The following is a 13,885-nucleotide window of genomic DNA, read 5'->3' as shown; positions in this document are numbered from 1 at the left end:
CATATCCACTTATTTTTAAGCATAAAATGTAAAAGCGCTAATACAATATACCTAAATCCGTTCTTTGCAAAGGAGGGAGAGAAGGTGGGGCGCACAATAAAAATTGATATTACAAATAAAGTTGTAGCTAAATTTAGACAAAATTATTTGGAATTATATACGAGTAAATTTATGATAGGTAAGTTTTATGTCTATACTGAAGATAAAGAATATGTGTTAGAAGACGGATATATATATGAGAATGGAAAGTTTTATCGCATCATAGATACGCACCGTGGCAATAATCAAGCGGCGGAGGGCTGCGATCTAGGACGGTGTTAACATGATTCGTGTGAAAGTATTTGATGAAAGTCACGAAAAAGACTTAGAAGACGCTGTAAATGTTTTTTTGAAAAAGATTGATGATAGCAACTTTGTAGATATTAAGTATCAAGTTGGTGTTTCCATTAACGACGATGAAAACCAAATTTATTGTTTTTCAGCAATGATCGTTTATAAAGCATAAAAAAGAGCTGGCTCACCCAGCTCTTTTTTATGTTTTATGTTGGGACAACATGTGTCGGTAATACGTTCATAATAGATTGGGGTGTGCCTAATTTCTTTGTCGTTAAAAGAGGCTCCCCTGTTTCATGATTTTGGGCATCTTTACACATACCAAGGTGATAACGATCACCTAAAAATGGATCAATATAAAAACCGTTTTTAAATACTTTATCATTCGGATGTTTTTCATGGTGAATATCAGAGCAGTTAATGCAATAGAACATAGCGTTCAACCCCTTTTTATTTTGTTTGAAAAAAGTGAGTCGGTAGTCATTTCGCTCCTAAGGAAATGTTGAGGAGAAGAGAAATAACTACCTACTCAAATGGTGGGCATATTCCTTCTGATTTGTCATATCTCGCGTATTGTCCCTGAGGGAAGGAGGAGAGACGAAGTACGCATGATATAAGTAAGGCGTTTCTTTCAATATGAATGATGGAGTTTCATGTTGAGAGAAGTTTTTATTTTGTATTGCCTTTGTGAGTATATTATGAGGAAATGCTAAGAGGGTGTTTGTCCTGTTGAAAAAATGTTGAGAATTTCTCAACAGTAAAAGAATTAGCGTTGACATGAAACCAAAAGGTGTTATATTATCGAAGTGAAACCAAAAGGTGTTATGTTATAACGCCGAGTAAAGGAGAATGAAAATGGAACAACAAAATACATTAAATGCTATTAAACAAACAATCATTTTTAACGCGTCTCTTCAAAAGGTATGGAGTGTAGTATCAACTGCAGAAGGGATTGCGTCATGGTTTATGCCAAATGATTTTGTATTAGAGGTAGGGCATGAATTTCATGTGCAATCGCCATTTGGGCCATCACCATGTAAAGTGTTAGAAATTGATGAGCCAAACCATTTATCTTTCTCATGGGATACAGATGGCTGGGTTGTTTCATTTAATTTGAAAGACTTAGGAGATAACAAAACAGAATTTACGTTAATTCACGGCGGCTGGAAACATCCTGATGAAATTCTTCCGAAAGCGAATGCGAAGAGCTCTATTATTCGCGATAGAATGAGCGGTGGTTGGGTAGCGATTGTAAATGAAAAACTGAAAAAGGTTGTCGAAGGCTAAGTGTCCTCGTCAGCAGCGAAATATGATGTATTTCAAGCAATTGCTGATCCAACCCGCCGAGAAGTAATACGGTTATTAAGTGACAAAGAGTTACCGATTTCCAAAATAACGGATTATTTTCCGATGAGTCGTACTGCGGTTGTAAAGCACCTTCATATTCTTTCGGAAGCGAATTTAGTAAGTGGAAGAAAAAGCGGAAGAGAGAAGATATATCGTTTGCATCCAGAACCATTAGAAGAATTACAACAGTGGCTCTCGTATTATGAACGTTTTTGGGATAATAAATTATCCATGCTGAAACATATTGTGGAGAATGAAGAATAAAAAAAGGATGACCAAAATGGTCATCCTTTTTATTGTTGCTCACTTGTTTGTGTAGCTGGCTTTAATAAAAGCCAAGCAATAATTAATGTAAATACTGCTAATACGAAAGAGCTCATATAAATGACATGTACGCTTGATGCTAATGCGGATTGTGATTCGGTTACTACGTTTGCTGTAGTACCGCCATGTCCACCAGATACAAGATCAAGATTTTTAATACCACGTGCGTGAATCATCGTATTAAAGATTGTACCGAATATTGCAGCACCTAACGTTTGACTAAATGTATTAATAAATGTATTTAAACCAACAGCTGTCCCGCGTGTATGAGCTGGCACGGCTGCTTGAATTGTTACCATGTAAATCGGTGTCACAAGCCCCATTCCTAAGCCGAATAATCCGACTGCTACATAAATAAGGAACGATGGTGAATTTGTTGATAGTGTAAATAATAAGAACGTAGCAACTGATAAGATGCTAGCTCCAAGTAAAATAATTTGTTTCGTTTTTAACTTACCAACTAAGTTACCCGAGAACATAGCCCCAAATGTCCACATAACAGGAATTGGCATTAAAATGAGTCCAGCTTCTGTTGCATTTTTTCCTAAAACACCCTGGCTCCAAATTGGAAGATACACAGTAATACTAATAATCATTGCGCCAGCAATAAGAGTTAATATATTTATCGTAGATAATGTACGGTTAGAGAAAAGTGCTAGCGGAATTAATGGTTCCGGAGATTTTTTCTCGATGAATAAGAAAATAATAAATGAAACGACGGCGAAGATTAATAGGCCGATAATTGTTATGTCTCCCCAGTTTTGCTTACTGCTACCTGTTAATAATGCATATAGTAGAGCGATTGTACTTAATGAGAAGACTGTCGCACCAAGATAGTCGATATGGTGTTTAGCGGGCTTAATAGATTCTTTGTAGTAAATTACAATCATTAAGCAAGCGATAATTCCGAATGGAACGTTTAAGAAGAAGATATAACGCCAAGAAAGGGAATCAACTAAAAATCCACCTACTAACGGTCCGATAACACCGGATACACCCCAAACGGCACTCATCCAACCTTGTGCTTTCGCGCGGTCTTTTGCTTCGCTATATAAGTCTCCAATAATCGTCATTGTGATTGGCATAACAGCACCAGCACCGATACCTTGAAGCGCGCGGAAGAAAATTAATTGTTCCATCGATGTAACGACTCCGCAAAGTGCAGAACCGACTAAAAAGATTGTAGCCCCGATCAGTAAAACCTTTTTACGACCAAATAAATCAGCGAGCTTTCCGTATATTGGAGTCGAAACAGCTGTTGCAAGCATATAAATTGCATATACCCAACTAACAAGTTCGACGCCTGACAAATCACTCGTTATACGAGGGATTGCTGTACTAACAATCGTTCCTTCTACCGCAGAAAGAAACGTCATTAACATTAAAGACATCATGACTTTTTTTCTCATTTGTTTTCCCCTTACCCTTTTTTAAATATTCAACAATATAAAATATAAAGGTACTAAGGTATATAAAGCAACAAAAAAGCAATGGAAAGTTACATGGAGCAGATGTTTGTCGCTTCTTGTCGGTAAGTCGATATATTTGAGAAATCGCCGATATAAGTTGTAGAATCGCTGATAAATTTGGAAAATCGCCGATATAATTACAGAATCGCTGATATATCTGTGGAATCGCCGATAATGATTTCATGGCAATATTAAAAAAAGAAACAGGAATCCCTGTTTCTTTTTTTAATATTGCATTTTCGCGTTTTCTCCAGCTGTCGTTCCAGCAATTCTACCAGTAACAAGGGCTGATGTAATATTATAGCCACCAGTATAACCGTGGATATCAAGAACTTCTCCGCAGAAATATAAGCCGTTCGTGAATTTAGAAGACATTTCTTTCGGATTAATTTCTTTCACGGATACACCTCCGCCAGTAACGAATGCTTTTTCAATTGACTGCGTACCATTTACATTCACAGTAAACTCTTTAAAGTCTTTCACAAGTGCACGAATCTTTTCGTGAGAAACTTGTCCAGCTTGTTCACTACCGTCAATTTCATTTTTTTCTAATAAGAATAGGAAGTAACGTTCAGGGACATAACCTTTTAAAACGTTTTTAATTCCTTTTTTCGGATCTTCTTTCATTTGTTTCAGCATGCGCTGAAATAATTGCTCACTATTTTCCTCTGGCAATGCATCAATACTCATTTGTATTGTGTTCGTTTTAAACTTTTTCAGTGCTTTCACGACGAATTGACTACAACGAAGAGCAGCAGGACCAGATAGGCCAAAATGAGTGAAGAGCATGTCCATTTTGTGAGAAATGATAGCTTTTCCTTTCGGGTTTAATACGCTTAAGTTTATATCACGTAAAGCAAGACCTTGTAATGAGCGATCACGTATAAACGGCTCGTTTGACAGGATAGGTACTTCTGTTGGGAATAATTCTGTAATTGTATGACCTGCTTTTTCAGCCCAAGCGTATCCGTCTCCAGTGGAACCAGTTTGAGGAACAGATTTTCCGCCAACAGCGATAACGACGTGATTTGTTTCTAACACTTCGCCTGTTTGCAGTACAACTGCTTTCGTTTGACCATTTTCATATTCAATCGTTTCAACAGGCGTATTTGTACGGATTTTTACACCTAAGTTTTTTAATCGTGTTAAAAGTGCGTCTACAACAGATTGCGCTTTGTTTGACACAGGGAACATGCGACCGTGGTCTTCTTCTTTCAATTTAACACCGAGATTTTCGAAGAATGTAATAATATCTTCATTATTAAAAATAGAAAAAGCGCTGTATAAGAAGCGACCGTTTCCTGGTATATGTTTAACAATTTCATCAAGTGGTAGACGGTTTGTTACGTTGCAGCGTCCGCCACCAGAAATCGCAAGTTTACGCCCAAGTTTATTTCCTTTATCAAGAAGTAAGACATTTGCGCCTTCTTCTGCAGCACCAATTGCAGCCATTAGCCCAGAAGGACCGCCGCCGATGACAATAACATCATAATGCATAATATATCGACCTCATTTTCTACATTTCCTGCCTAAAAGAATAGCATGTTTTCCCTTAAAAGAAAAATAGAGTGAAGTACTGCTTAATGAGAGAATTGTGGTACAATACAAAAGTTAGAGTTCAGCACTATCCTGCTATTTGTAGGCGATAAGACTAAAACCTCAAGATTTAGGAGAAGTAAATAGGGAGTCTGTTAGCCTGTAAATGCTCGAATGGTTCAACTAATAAGGAGTAGGAGAGAAGTCTCCAACTAATTGTAGTTTCACTTTATCCCGCTATTTGTGGGCGGTAAAATTCGGCTGGATCAAAGAATTTAGTAGGAGCCATACTGCCTGTAAACGCTCGATTGGTGAGGGTTAATAATTAGTGGGGATGAACAAAACTCCAACTAATTATAGTTTCACTTTATGTAGATGTAGGAGGATTTTTGTATGTCCGATTCGAAATTTCTGCGCGGAACGCTTATTGTTACGCTAGGGACATTTTTAGTAAAGTTCTTAGGCATGATTTACGTCTTTCCGTTTCATGCATTAGTAGGCACAGAAGGCGGAACGCTCTATACATATGGATACATTCCATATACGATCTTTTTAAGTATCGCAACGGCAGGTGTGCCGCTTGCTGTTTCAAAATTTGTTTCCAAATATAATGCGCTTGGCGATTATAAAACGAGCCGGAGAATGTTCCGCTCGGGAATGGTTATGATGATAGTAACAGGAGTTCTTTCGTTCCTAGTACTGTACATGACGGCGCCATTGTTTGCAGAAGCGATGCTTGGTAAACAAAGTATACACAATAATGTAGGAGAAGTTACGACGATCATTCGTCTTGTAAGTTTCGCACTTATTGTTGTACCAGCAGCGAGTTTAATTCGTGGTTATTTCCAAGGTCACCAGTCTATGGGACCAACTACCGTTTCACAAATTATTGAACAAATTATTCGTATCGTCTTTTTATTAGCTGGTAGTTTTATCGTTATTAAAGTACTTGGCGGTACAGTTGCAACAGCAGTTGGAGTAGCGACGTTTGCTGCGTTCGTTTCAGCGGTTGGAGCACTCGGTGTGTTAATTTGGTACTGGTTAAAACGTAAAAAATATTTGGATCAATATTTAGTTGAACAAACTGTACCAGAATCAACAGTAAGTACTGTTCAATTGTTTAAAGAGTTATTCGCATATGCAATTCCTTACGTTGTAATTGGGTTAACAATTCCTTTATATCAACAAATTGATACATTGACATTTAACTCAATTATGCAGGCGATTGGTCAAGGTGATATCGCAGAGCGAGCGCTTGGTATTTTCACAATGTGGACGCATAAATTAATTATGATTCCTGTATCACTTGCAACAGCGTTTAGTTTAACGCTTGTACCAGCAATTACAAAATCATTTACTGAAAAACAATACCGCTATTTGAAATTACAAATTACACAAACATTCCAAGCAAATATGTTTTTAACATTGCCAGCAGTTATCGGTATTTCAACACTTGCATATCCAATTTACACTGCTTTCTATGACTCAGATCCATTAGGTGGACAAGTATTAATGTGGTATGCACCAGTTGCATTGTTATTTGCTTTATTTACAGTAACAGCGGCAATTCTTCAAGGGATTAATCAGCAAAAGCATGCGATTGTCGCGCTTATTATGGGTGTTATTTTGAAATTTGTATGTAACGTAATCTTTATTCGTTATTTCGGTACAGTAGGAGCAATTCTAGCGACCGCAGTTGGTTTCTTAGCTTCTGTTTGGTATACAAATCGACAAATTAAAAAATACGCACACTATTCATTCGGTGTTGTATATAAAAGAACATTCCAAATTGCAGTACTGACACTTATAATGGTCGTTGCTGTAAAACTATCACAATGGCTTCTATCCTTCATGATTTCGCCTGATGGCCGTATTGGTGCTCTTATAACAGTTGCGATTTGTGCAGGTATTGGCGGTCTTGTTTACGGATTGTTAGCAATTCGCACAGGAGTACTTGAAAGAGTATTTGGCGGAGAAGCATTAGATAAAATTCAACGTAAGCTTGGTAGTAGATTTAAAATAAAGTTGAAATCAAGAGGGGCGTAATTACGTCCCCTTTTCTATGATAAATAAAGAAGGTGAAAAACGTGAGATTAGATAAATTATTAGCGAATATGGGATATGGAAGTAGAAAAGAAGTAAAGAAATTATTGAAAGATGGCGTTGTGAAAATTGATGGAACGCCAGTAAAAGATGCGAAAGTTCATGTAAATGTAGAAGAGCAAGAAGTTATGATTCACGGTGAAGTTGTGGAATACAAAGAGTTTGTTTACTTAATGATGCATAAACCACAAGGTGTTATTTCAGCGACGGAAGATGATAATCATGAAACAGTAATAGATTTATTAGAATTAGAAGATGCAATCTTTGATCCGTTCCCAGTTGGACGACTTGATATCGATACGGAAGGTTTCTTATTGATAACAAATGATGGGAAGTTATCACATCAATTATTATCTCCGAAAAAGCATGTGCCGAAAAAATATTATGCACACGTTGCAGGAGTAGTAACAGAAGAGGATGTAAAAGAGTTTGCTAAAGGTGTTATTTTAGACGATGGCTATGAAACAAAGCCAGGTGCGCTTACAATATTGAAAAGCGATGATATTTCTGAAATTGAGCTTGTGATTACGGAAGGAAAATTCCATCAAGTGAAGCGTATGTTTGAAGCGGTAGGGAAAAAAGTAGTCTACCTAAAAAGAACAGAGATGGGTCCGTTAGTATTAGATGAAGAACTAGAACTTGGACAATACCGAGAGCTAACAGATGAAGAAGTAGAAATGTTAAGAACATATCAAGTAGATACTGAAAAGTAGTACCTTTATAGGTGCAGAAAAAACCCCTTTCTAATAGTTAGAAAGGGGTATGTATTTATTTACATACAATTATTTTTCGTTATGAGGTCATTCTCACTTTCTTTCCTGTTGTTGTCCACTTACCGCGGCAAGGGCTATACACGAGTTCATTAAACTGCAACACATTTAGATCACGTTGTATCGTTCGCGGTGTGATCCCGAACTCATCTACAAGGTCTTTCGTCGTTACCGTTCCGTTTTCATTGATGTACATATAAATTGATTTAATGCGTGTTAGCATACGAGTAGTTGTAGGTTTCAAGAGAAAACCACTCCTCTACTAGTTTTTTTGACCCCATTCAGGAAAGAAGGTCGTTACTACCATTGTACTCTACATGATAAAATTCATGCTTTAATCTACTTAAATTTTACAAAAGTTTAACAAATATTTATATAGAAAAATATTGGTAGTTGACATTGTATATATGGTCAGTCAACTAACACATAAAATTCTACGTAAAACGCCAAATTCCTGCAAATTTTTTTGAAAAAATAAAAGAAAAACTAATAAGAAATGTCTGAAATATTACAATTGTTCGGTATTTAGTTTTCGTGTATGGCATAAGGGATTTCGGTTTGCTATGATGAAAGAGATAATATAGTGAAGGATGGATGCGTGATGTCAGCGATTAATTGGACTGAAGAAGTTGCAAAACGAAAAGATGATTTAATTCGTGATACACAACAATTTTTACAAATTAAAAGTGTATGGGAAGAAGAATCCGCGAAAGAAGGCGCACCATTCGGTGAAGGTGTAGAAAAAGCGCTATCGTTCATGTTACATAAAGGAGAAGCTGAAGGTTTTGCTTCTAAAAATTTAGAAGGATATGCAGGTCATCTTGAAATGGGACAAGGAGAAGAGTTAGTAGGTATTCTTTGTCACGTTGATGTTGTACCAGAAGGAGATGGCTGGACGACTCCTGCGTATAGTGCGGATATTCGCGACGGAAAGATTTTTGCACGTGGTGCAATTGACGATAAAGGCCCAACGATGGCAGCATATTATGCGATGAAAATTGTGAAAGAATTAGGCTTACCTCTTTCAAAACGTGTTCGTATGATTATAGGAACAGATGAGGAAAGCAATTGGAAATGTGTAGATCACTACTTTAAAAACGAAGAAATGCCAACAATCGGTTTTGCACCAGATGCAGACTTTCCAATTATTAATGCAGAAAAAGGAATTTCTGATATACAAGTTGTGCAAAATGATAGTGAGGAGAAAAAAGGTACATATGAACTTGTTTCATTTGATTCAGGGCGCCGTTTAAATATGGTTCCTGATTTTGCAGAAGCGGTTATTACAGGAGAAGATGTAAATGCACTTACAGTAGCATATGAAGAGTATTTACAAACTGCTAAAAAAATAGGGAAATCGACTATAGAAGGCAATACAGTGACGTTGCAAATAGAAGGAATTTCAGCGCACGGATCTACTCCTGAAAAAGGAGAAAATGCAGGTTTATTATTAGCAAACTTCTTAACTACAGTTTCACTTGATGGAAAAGCAACTGCATTTGCGACATTTGCAACAGAAACATTTACTGGTGATATTTTTGGTGAAAAAGCTACTATTGCTTATAAAGATGAAATTAGCGGTCCATTAACAGTGAATGTTGGTCGCCTTTCTTATACGAAAGAGAATGGTGGTAATTTAGGATTAAACGTACGTTACCCAGTTACGACTAACTTTGAAGAAATGATTGCAAAGTTAAAAGAATATGTAGGTACGTATGGATTTGCAGTAGTAGACTATTCTAACTCTCGTCCGCATCACGTTGATAAAGATCACGAGTTAATTCGTACGTTGCAACGTGTATATGAGGAACAAACAGGTGAAAAAGCTGAATTGTTAGCAATCGGCGGAGGTACTTATGCTCGCTCATTAAAAGCTGGTGTGGCATTTGGACCGCTATTCCCTGGAAAAGAAGAACTTGCGCATCAAAAAGATGAGTACATTGAAATTGAAGACTTATTAAAAGCAACAGCAATTTATGCGCAAGCAATTCATGAACTAGCGAAGTAAAGTGAAACTTTAATCGCCGATATATGAATAATGACCGCTCTCTACTTTAGAGGGCGGCTTCTTTTTAATTGAATGAGATAAGAAAGAAAAGAAACAATAGAAAGAAGGAGACGGTGTACATGGATAGGCATTATTTTGTCGCAATTACTTTACCAAATCATATAAAAGAAGTGCTGTCTAACTATAAAGAGGATACGAATGAGGAATTACCATTTCGCTCGTGGGTACATAAGGAAGATTATCATATTACCCTTTCCTTTTTAGGAGGTGCGACAGAAGAACAGTTAAAAGGGATAAAGAATGGATTACAAACACTTACAAAAACAAAAGAACTATCGTTCACGTTACAAGGTTTTTCAACGTTTGGTAGAGAAGATCAGCCCCGTATTTTTTGGGCGAAGGTAAGTGAGAATCACGATTTGTTTCAGTTGCAAAAGCAAGTACATGCCATTTGTGAAGAAAATGGATTTTCTCTAGAAACACGCCCATATCATCCGCATATTACTGTTGCTCGTAAATGGATAGGAGAAGAAAAGTTTCATTTAGAAAGTATAAAAGAAGTCCCTGAAATATCATTTCAAGCAGATACAATTACTTTATACGAATCCCACGTGAAAGAAACCCCGAAGTATAAATCGATTGCTGAAATAAAATTACAAAAATAGAATGGTGAAAACGTTTTTTATGCAGGTGAATATACTATAGAGAAGAATGGAGTTACTGTATAGAGTCTTGTTGATAAGAAAAGCCTTATCATTTGCAGCTCATTTTATCTCGCTCATTAAAGTTTCACTTTATTTTAACTTTGAGAATGATGGTGATTTTTTATGTTGAAAGTAAAACGTCCATTTGATGCCTATTTAGATGAAATGAATAAAATTACAATTTTGCTCCCACATGCGTATGGAACAAGTCGGACATTTCGTTTGCAAGAAGGAAGTAATGTGAAAGATTTACCGATTGCTCATACGATTGCGCTTCCAGATGCAACGAAGTATGAGTGCTTTATAGAAGAGCCGCTAGATGTGGGAAAGTATTATACAGTACGAGATGAACGGAATGAAGAAACGGATTTACAAATAGGTGCTGTTATTCGAACAACAATTTTCGATGAAAAGTATTATTACGAAGGTACAGATTTAGGTGCTGTGTATCAAAAAGAAGAAACGACATTTAAAGTATGGGCCCCAACTGCAAGGCTTGCGAAAGTAAGAATTTATAAGAGCGATAAAGAATATGCCGATCATGAAATGTACAGGGGAGAAAACGGAGTTTGGATTCAAACATTACAAGGTGATTTAGACGGAGCACGCTATACATTTCTTGTTTGTATTAATTTAATATGGAACGAAGCTGTAGATCCTTATGCAAAGTCGGTGACGGTAAACGGAAAACACGGTGTTGTTATCGATTTAGAAAAAACGAATGTAACAAGAAGAGAAGGATTACCACCATTACAATCAATGACAGATGCCATATTGTATGAACTGCATATTCGTGATGCGACTATACATCAAAATAGTGGAGTGATTCAAAAGGGAACATATAAAGGATTGATGGAAGAGGGAACAACAGGACGGAACGGGACTTTAACAGGGTTGTCTCATATAAAAGATTTAGGTGTTACACATGTTGAACTATTACCGTTATATTGTTTCGGTGGTGTAGATGAGGCGAATCCTTCATCTGCCTATAATTGGGGGTATAATCCATTATATTACAATGCACCAACAGGATTTTATGCTACAAATCCCTCTGATCCGTATAACAGGATAGTAGAGTGTAAACAGTTGATCGAGACATTTCATGAGCATGGCATTAGGGTAATTATAGATGTTGTATATAATCATGTTTATGAAAGAGAGCTATCATCATTTGAAAAGCTTGTTCCAGGATACTATTTTCGTCATGGTGAAGATGGTATGCCTTCTAATGGGACGGGAGTCGGAAATGATATAGCATCTGAACGGAAAATGATGAGGAAATTCATTGTAGAGTCTATTTTATATTGGCTTACTGAATACAATGTCGATGGATTCCGATTCGACTTAATGGGAATTTTAGATGTTGATACAATGAATATGATAGAAAAAGAAGTGCGAAACATAAAACGAGATGCTTTGTTATTAGGAGAAGGATGGGATTTACAAACACCGCTTCCTCGTGAGGAAAAAGCAACGTTAAATAATGCGAAGAAAATGCCGCATATGGCGCAGTTTAATGATCAATTTCGTGATGGGATAAAAGGGAGTACATTTCATATAAATAAGCGTGGTTTTGCATTTGGTGGGCATGTAGACTGTAATCATTTGCAGTATATTGCAGCAGGAAGTCTTTTAAGTATGAAAGAAACAGGGCTGTTTCTAGAGCCGGCGCAAAGCATTAACTATGTAGAATGTCATGATAATATGACGATGTGGGATAAACTAGTGCGCAGTAATGAAGAATCAGAAGCGATTTTGAAAAAACGTCACCTGCTAGCGAGCGCAATGGTTATTCTTTCACAAGGTATTCCTTTCTTACATGCAGGACAAGAGTTTTATCGTACGAAGAAAGGAAATGAAAATAGCTATAATGCAAATGATGAGATCAATCAATTAGATTGGGATCAAAAAGAGAAAGAAATAGAGACCGTTAACTATATAAAAGGTTTAATTGCGATTCGTAAAGAGCATGGGGCATTCCGATTACAAAACGCAGACCTTATAAAAAAACATATGACTTTTTTACAAACATCTACAGAAGTACTTGCATATCACCTAGAGCATGCAGAATCGTTTGGGCCGTGGAAAGAGATTGTCGTTTTATTTAATAGCGGTTTAGAAGCTAAAACTGTGCAACTTCCGAAAGAAGAAACGTGGCATGTGATAGTAGACGAAAAGCAAGCGAAAATAGAGCCAATTTCTTCATTTAGAGGAAAGGAACTTAGGCTCGCTCCAATTAGCACGTATATATTGACGATAATGTGACAAATCGCTACTTGACGATGAGAATGTAATAAATGTAGAATTGACAAAGGTGACGATTTTGATAAGTTGTCATTCTATGACAGGTTTTGTAAAATAAAATAGAGAATTTTTGGCTGAGGCTAATTTTTCTTTTCATTTACAGTAAAATATATGAATCCACAACATGTGTAGAAATGTTGCGGTTTTTCTTTTCATAACTATAAAAGATAAGGATTTGTTAACGGGTAATGAATATGGAATGGTTGGAACAATTATTAGGAAAAGAGTGGAGTCTTGTACCGGCTGGTGGAGTAACGGGCGATGCATATATTGCGCAAAACGGACAACAGAAGTTATTTTTAAAGCGGAATACATCGCCCTTTTTAGCGGTATTGTCAGCAGAAGGAATTGTTCCAAAATTACTTTGGACAAGAAGGGTAACGAACGGTGATGTAATTTCTGCTCAAAAATGGCTTCCGGGACAGAAGTTAGAGCCAGAGGATATGAAACTAGAACGTGTTGCGAAACTTTTGAAGAAAATTCACTCCTCTAAAGCGCTTGTACAGATGATTCAAAGACTTGGGAAGCAACCGCTTCACGCACAAGAGTTATTACAACAACTGCAACTCGTTTTAAGAGGAGATATAAGGGATGATGAAACAATTCAGCAAGGCCTTCAATATTTAATGGATTCATTAAAAGCTATTGAATACAATGAATTCGTTGTATGCCATTGTGATGTAAACCATAACAACTGGATATTGTCGGATGAAGATGAGTTGTTTTTAATTGATTGGGATGGAGCTGTAATTGCTGACCCAGCTCTAGACCTTGGTATGTTATTATATTGGTACATTCCGCGCCAGGAGTGGAGTGAGTGGCTCGGTTTTTATGATGTTGAAATGGATGAATCGCTGCTTAGGCGCATGAGATGGTATGTGATAGCACAAACGATTTTGTCTATTCAATGGCATACAACAAAAAAACAGCAAGCAGAAGCTGAATATTGGCATCAATATTTACAGCAACTACTTGCTTCAGAATAAT

The 13,885-nt window shown here is 36.8% G+C and carries 14 protein-coding genes; 10 read left to right on the top strand and 4 right to left on the bottom strand.

Translation table 11 applies throughout. The features are described from left to right. Positions 1-84 precede the first annotated feature (84 nt). Positions 85-321 (top strand): DUF2553 family protein, encoded by a 237-nt coding sequence (locus MHH27_RS24530; protein WP_000533806.1) that lies wholly within the window; start codon positions 85-87, stop codon positions 319-321. Position 322: 1 nt separating this feature from the next. After that, complete coding sequence (locus MHH27_RS24525) at positions 323-505, top strand: sporulation protein Cse60 (protein ID WP_000621751.1); 183 nt, start codon at positions 323-325, stop codon at positions 503-505. Between the two features lie 34 nt (positions 506-539). Here MHH27_RS24525 and MHH27_RS24520 read toward each other — a convergent pair whose 3' ends face one another. Next, positions 540-767: a DUF3973 domain-containing protein gene (locus tag MHH27_RS24520; RefSeq protein ID WP_000498988.1), complete on the bottom strand. Its 228-nt coding sequence runs from the start codon at positions 765-767 to the stop codon at positions 540-542. 421 nt (positions 768-1,188) lie between these two features. Here MHH27_RS24520 and MHH27_RS24515 point away from each other — a divergent pair, with 421 nt between their 5' ends. Together MHH27_RS24515 and MHH27_RS24510 are read left to right on the top strand one after the other, a co-directional pair. Continuing rightward, the gene (locus MHH27_RS24515) at positions 1,189-1,620 is read left to right on the top strand and encodes an SRPBCC family protein (RefSeq protein ID WP_098236258.1); all 432 of its coding nucleotides are present in this window, start codon (positions 1,189-1,191) and stop codon (positions 1,618-1,620) included. Then, complete coding sequence (locus MHH27_RS24510; protein ID WP_016512230.1) at positions 1,621-1,944, top strand: ArsR/SmtB family transcription factor; 324 nt, start codon at positions 1,621-1,623, stop codon at positions 1,942-1,944. Positions 1,945-1,973: 29 nt separating this feature from the next. On the opposite strand, the gene MHH27_RS24505 is transcribed toward MHH27_RS24510, so the two are convergent. Both MHH27_RS24505 and MHH27_RS24500 read right to left on the bottom strand, forming a co-directional pair. Beyond that, the gene (locus tag MHH27_RS24505) at positions 1,974-3,413 is read right to left on the bottom strand and encodes an MDR family MFS transporter (RefSeq protein WP_340944403.1); all 1,440 of its coding nucleotides are present in this window, start codon (positions 3,411-3,413) and stop codon (positions 1,974-1,976) included. 285 nt (positions 3,414-3,698) lie between these two features. Continuing rightward, complete coding sequence (locus tag MHH27_RS24500; RefSeq protein ID WP_025118400.1) at positions 3,699-4,970, bottom strand: BaiN/RdsA family NAD(P)/FAD-dependent oxidoreductase; 1,272 nt, start codon at positions 4,968-4,970, stop codon at positions 3,699-3,701. Between the two features lie 432 nt (positions 4,971-5,402). Between MHH27_RS24500 and MHH27_RS24495 the strand changes: the two genes are divergently transcribed. Both MHH27_RS24495 and MHH27_RS24490 read left to right on the top strand, forming a co-directional pair. Next, positions 5,403-7,055, top strand: coding sequence for a putative polysaccharide biosynthesis protein (locus MHH27_RS24495; RefSeq protein WP_097821782.1), 1,653 nt, complete (start codon positions 5,403-5,405; stop codon positions 7,053-7,055). A gap of 41 nt (positions 7,056-7,096) precedes the next feature. After that, complete coding sequence (locus MHH27_RS24490; protein WP_001234948.1) at positions 7,097-7,825, top strand: pseudouridine synthase; 729 nt, start codon at positions 7,097-7,099, stop codon at positions 7,823-7,825. Positions 7,826-7,904: 79 nt separating this feature from the next. On the opposite strand, the gene MHH27_RS24485 is transcribed toward MHH27_RS24490, so the two are convergent. Continuing rightward, positions 7,905-8,126, bottom strand: coding sequence for a DeoR family transcriptional regulator (locus tag MHH27_RS24485; RefSeq protein ID WP_000805512.1), 222 nt, complete (start codon positions 8,124-8,126; stop codon positions 7,905-7,907). 357 nt (positions 8,127-8,483) lie between these two features. Between MHH27_RS24485 and pepV the strand changes: the two genes are divergently transcribed. From pepV to MHH27_RS24465, 4 genes are all read left to right on the top strand, one after another. Then, complete coding sequence (pepV, locus tag MHH27_RS24480; RefSeq protein WP_001274229.1) at positions 8,484-9,890, top strand: dipeptidase PepV; 1,407 nt, start codon at positions 8,484-8,486, stop codon at positions 9,888-9,890. A gap of 119 nt (positions 9,891-10,009) precedes the next feature. Then, on the top strand, positions 10,010-10,555 hold the full coding sequence (gene thpR, locus MHH27_RS24475; protein ID WP_000373841.1) for an RNA 2',3'-cyclic phosphodiesterase: 546 nt from the start codon (positions 10,010-10,012) through the stop codon (positions 10,553-10,555). A 162-nt stretch (positions 10,556-10,717) separates the two neighbouring features. Next, entirely contained in the window at positions 10,718-12,859 is a 2,142-nt protein-coding gene (gene pulA, locus MHH27_RS24470) for a type I pullulanase (protein WP_072940376.1), read from the top strand. 227 nt (positions 12,860-13,086) lie between these two features. Continuing rightward, a complete protein-coding gene (locus MHH27_RS24465) occupies positions 13,087-13,884 on the top strand; it encodes a phosphotransferase family protein (RefSeq protein ID WP_340944399.1) in 798 nt (265 codons plus the stop codon). Position 13,885: the final 1 nt, after the last annotated feature.

The organism is Bacillus sp. FSL L8-0152, from assembly GCF_038006365.1.
Lineage (GTDB): Bacteria > Bacillota > Bacilli > Bacillales > Bacillaceae_G > Bacillus_A > Bacillus_A cereus.
This window is presented reverse-complemented; position numbering and strand designations above follow the sequence as displayed.